Origin of the sequence: Pseudomonas sp. F8002 (genome assembly GCF_013385495.1) — a bacterium.
Taxonomy (GTDB): domain Bacteria; phylum Pseudomonadota; class Gammaproteobacteria; order Pseudomonadales; family Pseudomonadaceae; genus Aquipseudomonas.
This window is the reverse complement of the sequence record NZ_JACAPW010000015.1, coordinates 37,005-55,009: the sequence shown is the minus strand read 5'-3', so window position 1 is coordinate 55,009 and position 18,005 is coordinate 37,005. Positions and strand designations below refer to the sequence as shown.

General features: G+C 60.0%; 14 protein-coding genes. 9 read left to right on the top strand and 5 right to left on the bottom strand.

Annotated elements, in window-relative coordinates; translation table 11 throughout:
• The first annotated feature begins 29 nt into the window (after positions 1–29).
• The 3 genes from HX811_RS12005 to HX811_RS11995 all read left to right on the top strand — a co-directional run bounded on the left by HX811_RS12005 (position 30) and on the right by HX811_RS11995 (position 3,591).
• The gene (locus HX811_RS12005; RefSeq protein WP_043225458.1) at positions 30–1,052 is read left to right on the top strand and encodes a glycosyltransferase family 4 protein; all 1,023 of its coding nucleotides are present in this window, start codon (positions 30–32) and stop codon (positions 1,050–1,052) included.
• A gap of 101 nt (positions 1,053–1,153) precedes the next feature.
• Positions 1,154–3,148 carry a nucleoside-diphosphate sugar epimerase/dehydratase gene (locus HX811_RS12000; protein WP_177046289.1) on the top strand — a complete coding sequence of 665 codons (1,995 nt, stop codon included), beginning with the start codon at positions 1,154–1,156 and terminating at the stop codon, positions 3,146–3,148.
• Positions 3,149–3,258: 110 nt separating this feature from the next.
• Positions 3,259–3,591, top strand: a complete 333-nt coding sequence (locus HX811_RS11995) for a helix-hairpin-helix domain-containing protein (protein WP_003218764.1) — start codon at positions 3,259–3,261, stop codon at positions 3,589–3,591.
• Positions 3,592–3,635: 44 nt separating this feature from the next.
• Here the strand turns inward: HX811_RS11995 and HX811_RS11990 are convergent, their stop codons facing one another.
• The 4 genes from HX811_RS11990 to eat all read right to left on the bottom strand — a co-directional run bounded on the left by HX811_RS11990 (position 3,636) and on the right by eat (position 8,273).
• Positions 3,636–4,199 (bottom strand): TetR/AcrR family transcriptional regulator, encoded by a 564-nt coding sequence (locus tag HX811_RS11990; RefSeq protein ID WP_003218762.1) that lies wholly within the window; start codon positions 4,197–4,199, stop codon positions 3,636–3,638.
• A 353-nt stretch (positions 4,200–4,552) separates the two neighbouring features.
• Complete coding sequence (locus tag HX811_RS11985; protein WP_256344425.1) at positions 4,553–6,493, bottom strand: hypothetical protein; 1,941 nt, start codon at positions 6,491–6,493, stop codon at positions 4,553–4,555.
• 137 nt (positions 6,494–6,630) lie between these two features.
• Positions 6,631–6,798, bottom strand: a complete 168-nt coding sequence (locus HX811_RS11980) for a DUF2897 family protein (RefSeq protein ID WP_008437727.1) — start codon at positions 6,796–6,798, stop codon at positions 6,631–6,633.
• A gap of 110 nt (positions 6,799–6,908) precedes the next feature.
• Positions 6,909–8,273, bottom strand: coding sequence for an ethanolamine permease (gene eat / locus HX811_RS11975; protein ID WP_177046037.1), 1,365 nt, complete (start codon positions 8,271–8,273; stop codon positions 6,909–6,911).
• A gap of 344 nt (positions 8,274–8,617) precedes the next feature.
• On the opposite strand from eat, the gene kdpF reads away from it, so the two are divergent.
• From kdpF to HX811_RS11945, 6 genes are all read left to right on the top strand, one after another.
• Entirely contained in the window at positions 8,618–8,707 is a 90-nt protein-coding gene (gene kdpF, locus HX811_RS11970) for a K(+)-transporting ATPase subunit F (RefSeq protein WP_003218754.1), read from the top strand.
• 9 nt (positions 8,708–8,716) lie between these two features.
• Positions 8,717–10,411 (top strand): potassium-transporting ATPase subunit KdpA, encoded by a 1,695-nt coding sequence (gene kdpA, locus HX811_RS11965; protein WP_003218753.1) that lies wholly within the window; start codon positions 8,717–8,719, stop codon positions 10,409–10,411.
• Positions 10,412–10,423: 12 nt separating this feature from the next.
• Complete coding sequence (kdpB, locus tag HX811_RS11960; RefSeq protein ID WP_177046035.1) at positions 10,424–12,481, top strand: potassium-transporting ATPase subunit KdpB; 2,058 nt, start codon at positions 10,424–10,426, stop codon at positions 12,479–12,481.
• Positions 12,482–12,548: 67 nt separating this feature from the next.
• Positions 12,549–13,094, top strand: coding sequence for a potassium-transporting ATPase subunit KdpC (gene kdpC, locus HX811_RS11955; RefSeq protein WP_177028749.1), 546 nt, complete (start codon positions 12,549–12,551; stop codon positions 13,092–13,094).
• Positions 13,095–13,250: 156 nt separating this feature from the next.
• Positions 13,251–15,902 (top strand): sensor histidine kinase KdpD, encoded by a 2,652-nt coding sequence (locus tag HX811_RS11950; protein ID WP_177008080.1) that lies wholly within the window; start codon positions 13,251–13,253, stop codon positions 15,900–15,902.
• A gap of 37 nt (positions 15,903–15,939) precedes the next feature.
• Positions 15,940–16,635 (top strand): response regulator, encoded by a 696-nt coding sequence (locus HX811_RS11945; protein ID WP_003218747.1) that lies wholly within the window; start codon positions 15,940–15,942, stop codon positions 16,633–16,635.
• A 128-nt stretch (positions 16,636–16,763) separates the two neighbouring features.
• On the opposite strand, the gene HX811_RS11940 is transcribed toward HX811_RS11945, so the two are convergent.
• Positions 16,764–17,801: a patatin-like phospholipase family protein gene (locus tag HX811_RS11940; RefSeq protein WP_087693690.1), complete on the bottom strand. Its 1,038-nt coding sequence runs from the start codon at positions 17,799–17,801 to the stop codon at positions 16,764–16,766.
• Positions 17,802–18,005 lie beyond the last annotated feature (204 nt).

The following is an 18,005-nucleotide window of genomic DNA, read 5'->3' as shown; positions in this document are numbered from 1 at the left end:
CCCATGAGGGACCTTAATTGGAGCTGTAGATGAATCGTTTACTGTGGCTGGCGCCTGCTGTTGCAGCCCTTGCTCTTCTTCTGACCTGGTGCCTGCGCCGTTATGCGCTGGCCCGAAGTCTGATTGATGTTCCCAATGCGCGCAGTTCTCATACTGTTCCGACGCCTCGTGGAGGCGGAGTGGCGATAGTCTTGAGCTTCTTGATTGCGTTGCCAGTATTGTTTATCGGTGATGAGATAACACGCTCGGTTACATGGGCGTTGCTGGGGGCTGGTGCGGCTGTGGCGGTGCTTGGGTTTCTCGACGACCATGGCCATATCGCCGCGCGCTGGCGTTTGCTGGGGCACTTCAGTGCCGCGGCCTGGGCTCTTTTCTGGTTGGGCGGCTTGCCCGCAATAACGCTGCCCTGGGTGGTCCTCGACCTGAGCTGGGCGGGGCACATCCTTGCCGCGTTTTATCTGGTGTGGATGCTTAATCTGTACAACTTCATGGATGGTATCGATGGCTTGGCCAGCGTCGAAGCGCTCTGTGCATGCCTTGGCGCCTGTCTGATTTATTGGTTGGTTGGTTATCAGGCGCTTATCTGGGCGCCACTGTTATTAAGCATGGCGGTGCTGGGGTTTCTCTATTGGAACTTTCCCCCGGCACGAATCTTCATGGGGGATGCCGGTAGCGGTTTTCTCGGTATCGTCCTGGGCGTGCTATCCCTGCAGGCCGCCTGGCAGAACGCCGACTTGCTGTGGGTATGGTTGATCCTGCTCGGTGTCTTTATCGTCGATGCGACGTTTACTCTGGTCCGCCGCCTGATGAGGGGCGACAAGGTTTACGAAGCCCATCGCAGTCATGGCTATCAGTTCGCATCGCGCAAAGTTGGTGGCCACTTGCCAGTAACGCTTGCGGTGCTTGCGATCAACGTGATCTGGCTGCTGCCGATCGCACTTTGCGTTGCATTACTGGGTCTAAACGGCGTGCTGGGCGTTGTAATAGCGTACATCCCGCTGGTGATGCTGGCAGTCAAGTACAAGGCGGGTGAGCTGGAAAGGGCCGCGTGATTGTGTTTTAGAGTCATTTCAGCGGTGATTGACTGGCCTAAAGTGTTTAAATTCGCAGAGCAGCAGCCGTATCAGGAGCAACAGAGGTGTTTAAAGGGTTTATGAGCATAATTCGATCATATTTGTTGGGTCTCCCTCGCCGACAGAAGCGCATCCTGCAGGTTATTGCGGACATTCTTCTTGTTTGGCTCGCCCTGTGGATGGCGTTTGTCGTTCGATTGGGGGTGGACGATATGATCAACCCTGCGTCTGTGCATCGCTGGCTGTTTCTGAGTGCTCCGGTCGTCGCTATTCCGCTGTTCATCCGTTTTGGCATGTACCGTGCTGTCATGCGCTATTTTGGCAATGACGCGCTTATCGCGATTATCAAGGCCGTCAGCCTTTCATCGTTGATTCTGGGCGTGGTGGTCTATTGGTACAGCGATCATCAAAACGTGGTACCTCGTTCCATCATTTTCAACTATTGGTGGTTAAGCCTCATCATGGTTGGCGGCCTACGCCTTGCCATGCGTCAATATTTCCTTGGCGACTGGTTTGCCGCCGCCCAGCACGTACCGTTCACCAATCGCGAAGATGGCTTGCCGCGCGTCGCCATCTACGGCGCGGGCGCTGCAGGCAATCAGTTGGTCGCTGCCCTGCGTATGGGTCGGGTCATGCGGCCTGTAGCCTTCATTGATGATGATGACAGTATTTCTGATCGGGTAATTTCCGGACTTCAGGTGTACAAGCCACGGCACATTCAGCGCATGATCGATGCCACCGGAGCCCAGGAAATCCTGCTGGCGATACCGTCTTCGAACCGTGCCCGGCGTCGTGAAATCCTGGGCTACCTTGAAGGGTTTCCTCTGCATGTGCGCAGTGTTCCAGGATTTATGGACCTGGCCAGTGGCCGGGTCAAGGTCGACGATATTCAGGAAGTGGATATCGCGGACTTGCTGGGACGTGACGCGGTGCCTGCCCAGGGCGAACTGCTGGAGCATTGCATCAAGGGGCGCAGCGTTCTGGTAACGGGGGCCGGTGGTTCCATTGGTTCAGAGCTGTGTCGTCAGATCCTTGCTTTGCGACCGACCATACTGCTGTTGTTTGAACACAGCGAATTCAACCTCTACAGCATTTTGTCGGAGCTTGAACAACGAATTACCCGAGAGTCTCTGCCAGTAAGGCTGCTGCCCATCCTCGGCTCAGTGCGCAATCAGAGCAAATTGCTGGGTGTCATGAAAACCTGGGGCGTCGACACGGTTTATCACGCCGCCGCTTATAAGCATGTGCCCATGGTTGAGCACAATATTGCGGAAGGCGTGCTGAATAACGTTATTGGTACGCTTAACACGGCCCAAGCGGCATTGCAGTCGGGGGTAGCCAACTTCGTGTTGATCTCTACCGATAAGGCTGTACGGCCCACCAATGTGATGGGAAGCACCAAGCGTCTCGCCGAGTTGACCCTCCAGGCGCTCAGTCGTGAGTTGGCACCTGTGCTGTTCGGTGACAAATCGAATGTCTCGCGGGTCAATAAAACCCGCTTCACGATGGTTCGCTTTGGCAATGTATTAGGCTCCTCCGGCTCGGTGATTCCGCTTTTTCACAAGCAGATCAAATCCGGTGGGCCTCTCACGGTTACCCACCCGAAAATCACCCGGTACTTCATGACGATTCCCGAGGCCGCCCAATTGGTGATTCAGGCGGGCTCCATGGGCCTTGGCGGTGACGTATTCGTGCTGGACATGGGTGAGCCGGTGAAGATTGTCGAGTTGGCCGAGAAGATGATTCACCTGTCTGGGCTGAGTGTCAGGTCGGATAAAAATCCTCATGGCGATATTGCAATCGAATTCTCTGGCCTGCGCCCGGGGGAGAAGCTTTACGAAGAGTTGCTGATTGGTGACAACGTAGTCGCCACGCAGCACCCGATGATCATGAGTGCCAATGAAGATTACCTGTCGTGGGATGTGTTGAAGGACAAGCTGGCAGAGTTGCTAGCAGCAGTAGAACAGGACGATTACACGCGTGTTCGCCAGCTTTTGCGCGAAACCGTCAGTGGCTACACGCCTGATGGCGAGATCGTCGACTGGATCTACCAACAGCGTCGTCTCGAGCCCTGACTCATACCCTGTAACTCACCTGTTTTTGACACCCTCCAAACATCACCTAAGTTTGAAAAGCAGCTTCGGAAAAGCTGCTTTTCTCTTACAGATGTCATGGAGCGTCACCTATGAATAAAACATGTTTCTCGTCCCTCATTTTCGCCTTCCTCTCCAGCATTTCACTGGCTACCACCGCAGCGCCGTCTACCAAGCCTGAAACGCCCACGCCGATAGCTGTGCAAATGACCAAGGCCGAGCAATCCAGCAAGGTCAGCCTCAACTCCGCCGACGCTGAAACCTTGCGCCGCGATCTGTTCGGAATAGGAGCAGCCAAAGCCAAGGCGATCATTGCCTATCGCGAAAGCAACGGGCCATTTACCGCAGTCGATGAGTTGTTGGAGGTGAAAGGGATCGGTAAAGCGCTGTTGGAGAAAAACCGCGATCGGCTGGAGCTCAATTAAGGAATAACGAAGTAAGCCAGGAGGCCGGTCATTGACCGGCCTCTTCAATTTTGTGCGATCTGTTTTTTCAGATTGCCACGTACTACCTCCAGGATCTGCGCTGCCAGCTCGGCGCTCTCCACGCTGCGCGCCAGCACCAGTGCTCCCACCAGCGTCGACATCATCAGCAGGCCTTGCTCATTGGCATCCGGCCGCCCCAGTGCGGCTTGCACCTGCTTCAACCGTGCGCCAAGTACTGCATCAGTGGTCGGGCTTTGCTGACCCCGCAGTCCTAGCTCAGGGCACATGGTTGTCAACGGGCACCCTTCATGCGGTGAGGTCTGGTGCCACTGCGAAAGATAGTTGTCGATGAACGCTTCAAGGGGGCGTTCCTGGCTGAACAGCTGTTCGCAGTGTTCATCCAGTTGAGCGGCCGCAGCTTGCAGGGCCTTTTCCACCAGCTCATCTTTGGATTTGAAATGCGCATAGAATCCGCCATGCGTCAGACTCAAGGCTTTCATCAGCGGTTGCAGGCCGGTAGCCCCGATACCATCGCGGCGAAAACGTACGGAAGCCTCCTTGATGATGCGCTGATGGGTTTGAGCTTTGTGATTTGCCGAGTAGCGCATAGAACAGCCTCCGAAACATTGCGCCATATTAGCCAAGCTCATGCAGGCAAAGGGGCATCTCGTTACAAAATTGCTGACTGGCTGATCGAATGTCTTGGAGTCGTGCGCCGATATCGTCGGCAGTTATCTGCACCCTGGCATGTCGTTGATCGAAAAGTTCGACGCGCTGATTCGTACCGTGCATGCCTGGAAGGTCCAGGCTGGCCTGTTCGGTGTGGGATTTAGTGATTGCCACAGGCGTTGCTAGAATGCTGGAGCCAGCGTGAGCGTGCTGTCTATAGGGGAAAATACTGCTGCATATCGCCAAGGCGGGTTGGAAATAAAAAAGCCCTTCAGTGAAGGGCTTTCCTTGATCAGATCACGCTGAAAACTGCGCCACTCGCCAGTTTGTAGAGGTCTCCCGCCACCAAACCTGCGGCTTTTGCAGCCGTATTATCGTTGAATGTACGCAATGTCATGTTGACTTGGCCAGGCATCGCTACCGGCGTAGTGAACTCGACACGAGCGCCTGATTCGTTACCCAACAGTTGCAGCTTTTTCTGAGACGGCAGCCATTGGATGAAGAAGGAACCGGAACGATTACCGGATGCCGAGTGGAATGCCACTACAGAGCCCGTCGTATCGGCACTGATAAGCGCCATGATTGCAGTGCTGGCCTCTACCACTGCGGTGCAGTCGGACAAGCTCGAATAGTCGGTCCGCAACTTGCGCCCGCGTGCCCAGACCTTGACTTGACTGATGGTATTGGTCGGCTCGACACCGAACGTCGCATTGGTCGCGCGGAACGAACCGCCCAGTACGGTATTCCCGACAGCGACGTTACCGCCTACCGAGGAAGTTTCCGAGTTAAAAAGCTTGTTCAGTTGGGCACTGTTGTCGTTGCAGTCCACCAGAACGTTGTTACTGATCACGACACCTTCGAGCGGCGGAAACAGTCCCCAGAACAGTGCCTTGAAGCTCGTGGCAATGTTATCGCTGAAAATGATCCACTTATCCGGCATTGCTTCGCCGGAGGAAGGGCCAAAGCCCCCCAGCACGCTCTCATTGCCGTTCCTGAATTCGTTACCGGTGACAATCAGGCGCCCGGCGCCCCATGAAAACGTTACTGCACCCTCGGAGTGACCATTTGCCAAGTTACCCGCCAGGCACACGCTCTCAACATAGTTGTTGATGAACCAGGAGGCACTTCCAACTGCGTCTGTATCGTCGTGGCGGCTTGTATGAAAGGCCGAGCCCGAGAGGTTGCGAAACTCGCAACTTTCTACCCGCAGGCCATGACCGACGATGCATTCGCCTGTGGTGTTGGCAAACCGTACGCCACGGATCCCCGAAGAACGGCCGTTGATATAGATCTCCATGGCGAAGCGCCAGGAGTTGTTGAGTTGATTGGCGCTGTTGCCATCGACGGAGCCGTTGATGATCTGCACGTTGTAGTTGATGCCCGGGCGCAGCTTGCCGCCTTCTTCGGTAGACGGACGGCCGAGGAAGCATTGGAAGCTTTTACCAACCCACGATCCAGCAGGGATGGTTTGGGTCGTGTTACCGAAGGGACCAAAGCCGGCAGCCAGGGTCACTGTATTCGTATTCGGGTCGATTGCAGTGATACGCATGGGGTTTCGGCTGGTGTCTTGATCCCCTGAGCCGACAAACGCTGTCACGGTATCGTTGACGTACCAACTGTCGGGCACGGCATCCAGCACGATTGTATTGCTGCTTACGCTGGTGTCTGTGGCCAGTCTGGCGGTGGTGACCGATGCATCTGCGCGCATGAGAGTCGCGCCGTTCAGATCGATAACCAGATTGTTGATGTAGTCAATTTCAGCCGTGCGGTCGTAAATATAGGTACGGCCGGTTTCGAAATACAAACGCGAACCCTGGCCGTCCGGCACATTGGCGCTGATCCATGCGAGTGCTGCGCGGATAGTGCTCGAATCAGTACCGGTGTCATCGTCCTGGCGGAAGTCCTCCACAGCAACGTCGAAGCCTGAGTCGCTCGAATAGATGAGATTGGTTGCGGTTGCAGCTAGGTCGTTCATGTCAGTCATCGTGTCCCTCGATAGAAAAAAAACCGCGGAGTGCGGATTGTTTTGGGCAGCTATCCCCAAGCATTTGGTATGCCAATGGATTTCTGCATGCTCCATGCAGGTCATTCGCCGCAGAAAGCGCTTGGTTTCAAGCGCGAGGAAACGATAACAATACACTGTATGAATAACCAGTACTTTTTTTGAGAAATTAAACTCTTTGTTGATTGTTTTGCTTCGCGCGCGGTTTTTCCAGACGTGATTGCCAGTCATGAAACGGGGTTTTCCAGTGCGCGCGGAGGTGCCGCGACGCCGTCTATTCAGCTTGAAAAGACGGGCGGCGTGAAGGGAGGGGGAAAGCGAAACAGAGGGTTTTTAAGCAGGCTGAGCGAATATTTACACGAAAGTGATCAGCGATCCTGCGCATCCTTGGCGTCCGCCTGGGCATTGCGTTCTGCCACGCGCTTACGTTGTTCATCAGTCAATTCAACCTTGTTGGCGCTGTCTCGCAGCATCAACAAACCACCGACGATCGAACCGATCGCGACCACTAAAATCAACCAGGCATACCACGGCATAGGGCTCTCCTTGAGGCAGCAAACCGTGGGGAGATTTCCCACGGTAATGACTGCTTTGAGTAACGGGCTTTCTTAGTAGTTCATTGTAGGCCCGTTCTGCCCCGGTAGCCTTACAGCCCGGTCAACATAGCGTCCGCCGGTGCATCGGCGCGGTCTTGCGCGGTCAGTTGGAAGTACACAAAACCCACCACCATGAAGCCCAGGAAGATCAGCCCGATCAGCGCGTTGAACCACGCCATGGCCACCAGGCAGACCACGGCCAGTACCAGCGCAATCCCCGGCACGATTGGATAGCCCGGGGCGCGGAAGGTCCGCTCCAGCAGTGGCTCGGTCTTGCGCAGTTTGAACAGGCTGAGCATGCTCATGATGTACATGACGATGGCACCGAACACCGCCATGGTGATCATCGCGGCGGTCAGGGTCATGCCGCCCAGGTTGATCAGCCCGTCGCTGTAGATGGCGGCGATGCCGATGATGCCGCCGGCGATGATTGCCCGGTGCGGCGTCTGGAAGCGCGACAGTTTGGCGAGGAAGGAGGGCAGGTAGCCCGCGCGCGCCAGGGCGAAGAATTGGCGGGAGTAACCCAGGATGATCCCGTGGAAGCTGGCCACCAGGCCGAACAGGCCGATCCACACCAGCATGTGCAGCCAGCCCGAGCTGTCGCCGACCACGGTTTTCATCGCCTGGGGCAGCGGGTCGTTGATGTTCGACAGGGTGCGCCAGTCACCCACGCCACCGGCAAAGAACATCACGCCCATGGCCAGAATCACCAGGGTGAGGATGCCGCTGATGTAGGCCTTTGGAATAGTGCGCTTGGGATCTTTCGCCTCTTCGGCAGCCATGGCGGCGCCTTCGATGGCGAGGAAGAACCAGATGGCAAAGGGTATGGCCGCAAACATTCCGGCGATCGCCGGTGCGCCGAAGGTGTCGGAGCCGGCCCAGCCGTTGAGGGCGAAGTTGCTGAAGCTGAAGGCCGGGGCGACCACGCCCATGAACACCAGCAGCTCGGCGACGGCGAGCACGCAGACCACCAATTCAAAGGTGGCGGCGAGCTTCACCCCGAGGATGTTCAGGCCCATGAACACAATGTAGGCGCCGACGGCCGCATGTTTCGGATCGAGGGCCGGAAACTGCACGTTCAGGTATGCGCCGATGGCCAGGGCGATCGCGGGTGGGGCGAAGACGAACTCGATCAGCGTCGCCAACCCGGCAATCAAGCCACCTTTCTCGCCGAACGCCCGGCGGCTGTAGGCAAAAGGGCCGCCAGCATGAGGAATCGCGGTGGTCAGCTCGGTGAAACTGAATATAAAGCAGGTGTACATGGCGGCGACCATCAACGAGGTCACCAGGAAGCCCAATGTTCCCGCCACGCCCCAGCCATAGCTCCAGCCGAAATACTCTCCGGAAATCACCAGCCCGACTGCGATGCCCCACAAATGCAGAGTGCCCAAGGTGGGTTTGAGTTGTGTGTTCATCGTGTAGCTCTCCCTGAACGGTTTGGAATGTTTCAGGGCATTGCAGCGGACATGCCATTAACCAAAGCCGTGTCGTAAAGGCGCCGAACTGTCGCCGAGGGAACGGTTTGGCGTTTGAATCATTTCAAGCGCTGCACCAGATAAGGGCGTTGGTGTCTGGTCTGACGCTATCGCGGGCAAGCCCGGCTCCCACATTTGAAGTGCATACCCCCCGTAAACCCCGCATAAACCCACTCTTTACGCCGTCTTTACGCCCCACCCATACCGTCGCTCTCGTTCCTTTACGCCACTCCTGCGGACAATCCTCCTACACGCGGCAGTCGCCGCACGACGGAGAAACTTCCATGAGCGTTCTGGACGGGGTGTCACTGCTGTTGGCTGTGGCGCTGTTCATTTATCTGCTGGTTGCGCTGTTACGCGCGGATCGGAACTAGGAGCAGGCTATGCACAGTTATGACTATTGGCTGATCATCGCCTTCTTTGCCTTGGTGCTGATTCCGGCACCGGCCCTGGGGCGGTTCTACTACAAGGTAATGGAAGGGCAGCGAACCTGGCTCACGCCGGTGTTCGGCCCGGTCGAGCGCGTGTGCTATCGCCTTTCGGGTGTCGATGCAGATCAGGAACAGAGCTGGCAGAAATACGCGCTGGCGTTGCTGGCGTTCAACCTTGCCGGTTTCGTGCTGCTGTTCGCGATCCTGCTGTTCCAGGAATACCTGCCGCTGAACCCGCAGAAATTGCCGGGTCAGGAATGGACCCTGGCGTTCAACACCGCCATCAGTTTCATGACCAACACCAACTGGCAGAACTATAGCGGTGAAGCGTCCCTGAGCTACCTCAGTCAGATGGTCGGCCTCACCGTGCAGAACTTCGTCAGTGCCGCCACCGGCCTCGCCGTACTGGTCGCGTTGTGCCGTGGCATCGGTCGCAAGTCCACCAAGACTTTGGGCAACTTCTGGGTCGACATGACTCGCGCCACGCTCTACGGCCTGTTGCCGTTGTGCCTGGTGTTTGCGTTGTTCCTGGTGTGGCAGGGCGTGCCGCAAACCTTCGCTCACTACGTTAACGCAGTCACCATGCAGGGCGTTGACCAGGTCATCCCACTGGGCCCGGCTGCCAGCCAGATTGCGATCAAGCAACTGGGCACCAACGGTGGTGGCTTCTTCGGCGTCAACTCGGCGCATCCGTTCGAAGACCCGACTGCCTGGGCCAACCTGTTTGAGCTGGGCGCGATCATCCTGATTCCTGTGGCGCTGGTGTTCACCTTTGGCCACTACGTGAAAGACCTGCGTCAGAGCCGGGCGATCCTCGGTTGCATGCTGGCCCTGTTCATCATCGGCGGTGCTACCGCGATGTGGGCCGAGTACCAACCCAACCCGGCGCTGAACAACCCGGCGGTTGAGCAGGCCGCGCCGCAGGAAGGTAAGGAAGCGCGCTTCGGCACCACTGGCACCGTGTTGTGGTCGGTGGCGACCACCGCCGCGTCCAACGGTTCGGTCAACGGTATGCAAGACAGCCTCAACCCCCTGAGCGGGATGGTGTCGCTGGTCAACATGATGGTCGGCGAAGTGATCTTCGGCGGCGTCGGCGCCGGCATGTACGGCATGTTGCTCAACGTGTTGATTGCGGTGTTCCTCGCCGGTTTGATGATTGGCCGTACACCGGAATACCTCGGCAAGAAACTCCAGGCCAAGGAAGTGCAGTTGCTGGTCGTGACCTTGCTGGTGATGCCGGTCGGCACCCTCGTACTCGGTGCCATCGCCGCCAGCCTGCCTGGCCCGGCCGGTGCCATCAGTAACCCTGGCCCCCACGGTTTCAGCCAGTTGCTGTACGCCTACACCTCGGCCAGTGCCAACAACGGTTCGGCGTTCGGCGGCTTCAGTGCCAACACCGCGTTCCACAACCTGATGTTGAGCCTGTCGATGTTGCTCGGTCGCTTCGGTTACATCCTCCCGGTACTGGCCCTGGCCGGCAGCCTGGCGATGAAGAAGACCGCACCGATTGGCCAGAACAGCTTCCCGACCCACGGCCCGCTGTTCGTGACCCTGTTGACCGTGACCATTTTGCTGGTGGGCGGCCTGACCTTCCTGCCGACGCTGGCACTTGGGCCTATCGCTGAACATCTGAGCATGGGCTTCTAAGGGGATATGAAAATGAATATGCCTGCAAAAAACGCGGCTCCGGTGAAAACCCAGGAGCCGGCCAAAACCGCAATGTCGGCCCTTTGGCGCCCAGCGCTGGTCCAGGCCTTCATCAAGCTGGACCCGCGCCAACTGCAACGCTCGCCAGTGATGCTGGTGGTGGAGCTGACCGCGATCCTCACCACGATCCTGTGCTTCGTGCCGGAGGTGGCCGTACCGACCTACGTCGCCGTGCAAATCGCGGTATGGCTGTGGTTCACCGTGCTGTTCGCCAACTTCGCCGAAGCCTTGGCTGAAGGCCGCGGCAAGGCCCGCGCCGACAGCCTCAAGGCCGGCAGCGAGGGCCTCAGCGCCCGCCGCAAGGAAACCGACGGCAGCTTCAAGGTCGTGCCGGCCACCAGCCTGCGCAAAGGCGATGTGGTACGTGTGGTCGCCGGGGAAATGATCCCCGGTGACGGCGAAGTCATTGAAGGGATTGCCGCCGTTAACGAGGCGGCAATCACCGGCGAGTCGGCCCCGGTTATCCGTGAATCCGGCGGCGACCGCTCGGCCGTCACCGGCAACACCCGCCTGGTCTCGGACTGGTTGATGATCCGCATCACCGCCAACCCGGGCGAGTCGACCCTGGACCGCATGATCGCTCTGGTGGAAGGCGCCAAGCGCCAGAAAACCCCGAACGAAATCGCGCTGGATATCCTGCTGATCGGTCTGACGCTGATCTTCCTGCTGGTGGTGGTGACCCTGCAGCCGTTCGCCCACTTCGCCAATGGCAACCTGCCGCTGGTGTTCCTGGTGGCGCTGCTGGTGACGCTGATCCCGACCACCATCGGCGGCCTGTTGTCGGCCATTGGTATTGCCGGTATGGACCGCCTGGTGCGGCTCAACGTGATCGCCAAGTCCGGTCGCGCGGTGGAAGCGGCGGGGGACGTGCACGTACTGCTGCTGGACAAGACCGGCACCATCACCTTCGGTAACCGTCGTTGCACCAACGTGATCGCCGCGCCGGGTGTCAGCGGCAAGGAACTGGCCGAGGGCGCGCTGCTGGCATCCCTGGCGGACGACACGGCCGAAGGTAAGTCCATCGTCGAATACCTGCGCGGCCAGCACCCACAAGCCGAGCCGTCGACGGATGAGCTGACCTCGGTACCGTTCAGCGCGGAAACCCGCCTGTCCGGCGTCGACTACCAGGGCCGTGTGTTCCGTAAGGGTGCCGTGGATTCGCTGCTGGCGTTCATTGGCCTGCAACGCCGCGACCTGCAACCGGCGCTGTCGCGGGAAATCGACAAGATCGCCCAGAGCGGCGGCACGCCATTGCTGGTGTGTGCCGACGGCAAGTTGCTCGGCGCGATTCACCTCAAGGACGTGGTCAAGCCCGGCATCCGCGAACGGTTTGCCGAGCTGCGCAAGCTGGGGATTCGCACCGTGATGGTGACTGGCGACAACCCGCTGACCGCCGCCGCGATTGCTGCTGAAGCCGGTGTGGATGACGTGCTCGCCGAAGCCACCCCAGAGAAAAAACTCGCGCGCATTCGTCACGAACAGAACGATGGTCGCCTGGTTGCGATGTGCGGCGACGGCGCCAACGACGCCCCGGCGCTGGCCCAGGCTGACGTCGGCATGGCAATGAACGACGGCACGCAAGCCGCCCGTGAAGCGGCCAACATGGTCGACCTCGACAGCGACCCGACCAAGCTGCTGGACGTGGTGCAGATCGGCAAGGAATTGCTGGTGACCCGTGGTGCGCTGACCACCTTTTCCATCGCCAACGACGTGGCCAAGTACTTCGCGATCCTGCCGGCGCTATTCGCCTCGATTTACCCGCAACTGGGTGTGCTCAACGTGATGCACCTGCAAAGCCCGCAGAGCGCGATCCTCTCGGCGATCGTGTTCAACGCGCTGATCATCGTGGTGCTTATCCCCCTGGCGCTGCGCGGTGTACGTGTACAGGCGGCGAGTGCGGCGGCGTTGCTGCGTCGCAACCTGCTGATCTACGGCCTGGGCGGGATCGTGGTGCCGTTCGTGGGCATCAAGGCGATCGACATGCTGTTGACCGCGCTGCACCTGGTTTGACTCGATGCCCGCAGGTACCGGCAAACCGGTGCCTGCAGGTTGCAATAACCGAATTGAGGAATTTGAAATGTCCAACATTATCCGCCCGGCCCTGAGCCTGCTGGTGTTGATGAGCCTGATCACCGGCGTGGCCTATCCCCTGGTTGTCACCGGCGTGGCGCAAGTCGCATTCCCTGTCCAGGCCAACGGCAGCCTGGTACACGATGCCAGCGGCAAGGTTCGCGGTTCGAGCCTGATTGCCCAGGATTTCACCGGTGACGGCTGGTTCCACCCACGGCCATCTGCCGGTGCGTTTGCTACGGTTTCCAGCAGCGCCAGCAACCTCGGCCCAAGCAACCCCGCACTGGCCACTCGTGTATTTGACGATGCCAGGAAAATGCTGGTGCCAGACCAGGGACCGGTGCCGATGGCATTGCTGACTACCTCCGGCAGCGGTCTTGATCCACACTTGCCACCGCAGGCAATTGCCTATCAACTGGCCCGGGTAGCGGCCGCACGTAATCTGCCGGTGGCGACCCTGCAGCGCTTGATGGACGAGCACATCGAAAGCCCGCTGGTGGGGCCGCCGGTGGTGAACGTGCTGGCGTTGAACATGGCCTTGGAAAAACTGTAAGCCGTGGTGCCGTCAATCGCGGGCAAGCCCGCTCCCACAGTTGATCTTTGTTGAACACAAAGTCTGGATTCACTGAAGATCAAATGTGGGAGCCGGGCTTGCCCGCGATGACGGCATCACTATCACCACATCAACACCTGAAGGAAGACCGCCCGCATGAGCGACTCCGGCCGCGCCGATGCCCTGTTAGCCGATCTGCCCCGGGACGGCCGTGGCCGGCTCAAAGTCTTCCTCGGCGCCGCCCCGGGCGTGGGCAAGACCTACGCCATGCTCCAGGCTGCCCACACCCAACTGCGCCAGGGTGTGCGGCTGATCGCCGGCGTAGTGGAAACCCACGGCCGCGCCGAGACCGAAGCCTTGCTCAGCGGCTTGCCACAACAGCCGCTGCTGCGTTCCGAATACCGCGGCGTGATGCTGGAGGAAATGGACCTCGACGGCCTGCTCGCCGCCAAGCCCAAACTGGTGCTGGTGGACGAACTGGCGCACAGCAACGCCCCCGGCAGCCGCCACGAAAAACGCTGGCAAGACATCCAGGAATTGCTCTCGGCGGGCATCAACGTCTTCACCACGGTCAACGTCCAGCACCTGGAAAGCCTCAACGACCAGGTGCGCGGCATTACCGGCGTGCAAGTGCGCGAGACCTTGCCCGACTGGGTCTTGCAGGAAGCCGATGAACTGCTGCTGATCGACCTGCCATCCCGGGAACTGCTGGAGCGCCTGCGGGACGGCAAGGTCTACGTGCCGGAACAGGCCCGTGCTGCCATCGATGCCTTCTTCACCCAGACCAACCTCATGGCCCTGCGCGAGCTGGCGATGCAGACCGCCGCGGCCCATGTCGACGATGACCTGGCCCAGGGTTATCGCCAATTGGGCCAGGCCGCACCGGCTGTGCGTGGCCGCTTGCTGGTGGGCGTGGACGGCGATGCCCAGGCCGAACGCCTGGTGCGTCATGCCAGCCGCGTAGCCCAGCGTCGGCATTTGCCGTGGAGCCTGGTGCATGTGGATAACGGCCGGGTGCGCGATGAACAATCGCGCCTGCGTCTGCAAAACGCCCAGCAACTGGCCGAGCGTCTTGGCGGTGAAGTGGTGTTGCTGCGAGCGGGGGAGGTGGCCAAGACCCTGATCCAGCACGCCGCCGAGCGTCGCGCCAGCTTGATTCTGGTGGGGCAGTCCCGGCCGCGCTGGCGGCGCAATCTGTTTGGTGGCGGCTTGGCGGCACGCCTGCTGCGCAATGCACGGGGCCTGGAAATCAACGTCCTCGACAGCGACGAAGTTCCGGCTCCGCCACGCCTGCCGGATGTGCGTGGGCTGGTGTGGTTTGACTATGCCCTGGCGGTGGTGGCGACCGTGATCGCGGCCGCAGTCGCATGGGGTGTCGCCAGTGCCTTGCCGTTGCCGAATATCTCGCTGGTGTTCCTCGCCGCCGTATTGCTGGTGGCAGTGCGCAGTAGCCTGGGGCCAGCGCTGGCGTGTGCGGCGCTGTCATTCCTGAGCTACGACTTCCTGTTCATCCCGCCGAATTTCTCCTTCGCGATCCAGCGTGAAGAAGACGTGCTGACGCTGTTGTTCTTCCTGCTGATGGCGGCGCTCACCGGTAATCTCGCTGCACGCCAGCGCCGGCAGTTGCAGGCGCTGCGCGATACCCAGGAAGAAACCACCGAGCTGCTCGACCTGTCCCGCAAACTCACCGCCGCCACCGATCGCCAGGCAGTGATCAGTGCCGCCGCGCATCACCTGGAAGGCTGGAGCGACCTGCAATTGTGCCTGCTCAACCGCGACGGGCAGGGCGACTGGAAGGTCGAGACCGGTGGCCCGATCACCTTTACCGAAGCCGAACGCGCCGCCGCCGACTGGGCCTGGCAGCACGATCAGCCGGCCGGCATGGGCACCGGCACCTTGCCGTTCGGGCGCTGGTGGTGGTGGCCGTTGTCCGGCGAAGAAGGCCCGTTGGGTCTGCTGGGGGTCAGCCCGAAGGCCGGGCTTGAACTGAGCGGCCAGCGCCGTCGCCTGCTCACGGCCTTGAGCCAGCCCTTGGCCCAGGCCCTGGCCCGTGCACAACTCGGCCAGGAGCTGGAAGCCGCGCGCCTGCACGGCGAAACCGAGCAATTGCGCAGCGCCTTGCTGGCTTCGGTGTCTCACGATTTGCGCACACCGCTGACCTCCATGCGTGGCAGCATCGACAGCCTGCTGGCCCTCGGCGAGGCGATTCCGCTGGAAGATCGCCGGGAGCTGCTGGAAGGCACTCGCGATGAGGCTGAGCGCCTGGATCGCTACATCCAGAACCTGCTGGACATGACTCGCCTGGGTCACGGCGCCCTGAAGCTGGCGCGGGACTGGGTGTCACCCGGCGATATCGTCGGCAGCTCCCTGGGCCGCTTGCGTGCGGTATTGGCGCCGCTGCAGGTGATCACCGACGTGCCGCCCGAGCTGCCGCTGCTCTACGTGCATGCCGCGTTGATCGAGCAAGCACTGGTCAACGTACTGGAAAATGCCGCACGCTTCTCGCCGCCACAAGGCCGGCTGAAACTCAGCGCGGGCGTGCAGGATAACCAGTTGTTTTTTGCTGTTGCCGATGAAGGTCCGGGGATTCCCGAGGAGGAGCGGGCGAAGATTTTCGATATGTTCTACACCGCCGCGAGGGGGGATCGCGGCGGACAGGGCACCGGGCTCGGCCTGGCGATCTGCCAGGGCATGGTCGGCGCCCACGGCGGGCATATCAGCGTGGCCGACGGCATTGACGGCCGTGGCACCTGCATCACTTTATTCCTGCCATTGCAGGCCCAGCCTGGCCTGGAAAGCGAACCTTGAGCTACCCTCTTTTCTTCACGGATTTTGATTGGACACCATGAGCCAGACTGCGACGATTTTGGTCATTGACGACGAACCGCAGATCCGCAAGTTCTTGCGTATCAGCCTGGCCTCCCAGGGCTACAAAGTGATCGAGGCCGGCACCGGCAACGAAGGCCTGGCGCAGGCCGCCTTGAGTAAACCGGACCTGCTGGTGCTTGACCTCGGCCTGCCGGACATGGACGGCCAGCAGGTGCTGCGCGAGTTTCGTGAGTGGTCCACGGTACCGGTACTGGTGTTGTCGGTGCGAGCCAGTGAAGTGCAAAAAGTCGAGGCGCTGGACAACGGCGCCAATGACTATGTGACCAAGCCATTTGGCATCCAGGAGTTTCTTGCACGGGTGCGGGCGCTGTTGCGCCAGGCGCCGGCGGGGGAGGCCCAGGAAGCGGCGTTGCGCTTTGGCCCGCTGACGGTAGACCTGGCTTATCGGCGGGTGCTGCTGGACGGTGTCGAAGTGGCGCTGACCCGCAAGGAATACGCGGTGCTGGCGCAACTGGCGCGGCATCCCGGGCGGGTGATCACCCAGCAGCAACTGCTCAAGGATATCTGGGGCCCGACCCATACCGAAGACAGCCATTACCTGCGGATTGTGGTGGGGCATCTGCGCCAGAAACTGGCGGATGATCCGACCCAACCACGGTTTATCGTGACTGAGGCCGGTGTTGGGTATCGGCTATTGAACACCGAAGCCTGAAGCGTTAGCTCACCTGTGGCGAGGGAGCTTGCTCCCGCTGGGCTGCGCAGCAGCCCCAGAATCCTGGGAGCGCTTCGCACTCCAGCGGGAGCAAGCTCCCTCGCCACACAAGCCCTGCTTATCAAACCTCAGTGTTGCTCGCTCTCGTAACGATCCAGCGTATCGCTCGCGATCTCCCGCCCCAGCGCGATCAACTCCGGCGCTTTGTAAAACTCGAAAAACCGGCACACGCGCTTCGGCACGTTGATCAGAATATCCGGCGGATACCCGGCGATCTTGTACTGCGCCAATGACGTCTGCATCACCTCAAAGCTCTGGTTGATCAAATCCAGCAGCGATGCAGGCCCCACGTTATCGATGATGAACGAGCCGGTCGCCGACTTTGGCGCCCCGGCCTTTTCCGGTGCCGCCGCCGGTTGTTGCGCCTCGGGTTCGGCAGAGTCCAGCCACGGGTTGATGTCGGCAGCCTGGGCCAGCAGCGCTTCCTGCTCCAGCATCAACAACTGCTCGGCCTGCTTGCGCCGAAACGGCAAGTGCGAACCCAGTGAACGCACCAGGTTGTCGAAGCGGCTCCTGAACGCCGGCGGACGCTGGATCACCGGAAGCTTGTAGTGCTTCTGGTTGGTGGAGTTGAGGTTGACCGCAATGATCAGGTCGCAGTGGCTCGACACCACCGGCACGATCGGCAGAGGGTTCAGCAAGCCGCCGTCCACCAGCATGCGGTTGCCCTGCATCACCGGGGTGAACAGGCTGGGAATCGCCGCCGAGGCCCGCATGGCCTGGTGCAGGCAGCCTTCCTGGAACCAGATTTCCTGCTGGTTGGTCAGGTCCGTGGCCACGGCGGTGTAGGGAATGCGCAGGTCTTCGATATTGATCTCGCCGACGATCTTGCGGATCTGCCCGAACACCTTCTCGCCACGGATCGCCCCCAGGCGAAAGCTCACGTCTACCAGGCGCAGTACGTCCAGGTAGTCGAGGCTTTCGATCCAGTTACGGTACTCTTCCAGCTTGCCCGCGGCATAGATCCCGCCCACCACGGCGCCCATGGAGCAACCGGCAATGCAGGCGATGTCGTAGCCGCGTTTTTCGATTTCCTCGATCACGCCGATATGGGCGTAGCCCCGGGCGCCACCGGAGCCCAGCACCAATGCAACACGTTTCTTCATGACCTGATCCTTCGCAAAACAGGTGACCACAATGCACCCATCGAGGGGCGCGCTTCAATCATCACTGTCACAACCGATTATTTTCGCGAGCGGGTCACCACGCTCGGGTATGCTCTGGCAATCGGGACTGCGGATTCAGGCAGTCGGATAAGGCACTTTTCGGTGTAGGCAACGTCTACACCTGTGACTGTTTTTTCTTTTCTT

Coding starts and splice junctions, on each gene's coding strand:
- HX811_RS11995 (WP_003218764.1), top strand. CDS start 3,259: ATGAATAAAACATGTTTCTCGTCCCTCATTTTCGCCTTCCTCTCCAGC.
- kdpA (WP_003218753.1), top strand. CDS start 8,717: ATGCACAGTTATGACTATTGGCTGATCATCGCCTTCTTTGCCTTGGTG.
- HX811_RS12005 (WP_043225458.1), top strand. CDS start 30: ATGAATCGTTTACTGTGGCTGGCGCCTGCTGTTGCAGCCCTTGCTCTT.
- HX811_RS12000 (WP_177046289.1), top strand. CDS start 1,154: ATGAGCATAATTCGATCATATTTGTTGGGTCTCCCTCGCCGACAGAAG.
- HX811_RS11990 (WP_003218762.1), bottom strand. CDS start 4,199: ATGCGCTACTCGGCAAATCACAAAGCTCAAACCCATCAGCGCATCATC.
- kdpF (WP_003218754.1), top strand. CDS start 8,618: ATGAGCGTTCTGGACGGGGTGTCACTGCTGTTGGCTGTGGCGCTGTTC.
- kdpB (WP_177046035.1), top strand. CDS start 10,424: ATGAATATGCCTGCAAAAAACGCGGCTCCGGTGAAAACCCAGGAGCCG.
- HX811_RS11945 (WP_003218747.1), top strand. CDS start 15,940: ATGAGCCAGACTGCGACGATTTTGGTCATTGACGACGAACCGCAGATC.
- kdpC (WP_177028749.1), top strand. CDS start 12,549: ATGTCCAACATTATCCGCCCGGCCCTGAGCCTGCTGGTGTTGATGAGC.
- HX811_RS11950 (WP_177008080.1), top strand. CDS start 13,251: ATGAGCGACTCCGGCCGCGCCGATGCCCTGTTAGCCGATCTGCCCCGG.
- HX811_RS11980 (WP_008437727.1), bottom strand. CDS start 6,798: ATGCCGTGGTATGCCTGGTTGATTTTAGTGGTCGCGATCGGTTCGATC.
- HX811_RS11940 (WP_087693690.1), bottom strand. CDS start 17,801: ATGAAGAAACGTGTTGCATTGGTGCTGGGCTCCGGTGGCGCCCGGGGC.
- HX811_RS11985 (WP_256344425.1), bottom strand. CDS start 6,493: ATGACTGGCAATCACGTCTGGAAAAACCGCGCGCGAAGCAAAACAATC.
- eat (WP_177046037.1), bottom strand. CDS start 8,273: ATGAACACACAACTCAAACCCACCTTGGGCACTCTGCATTTGTGGGGC.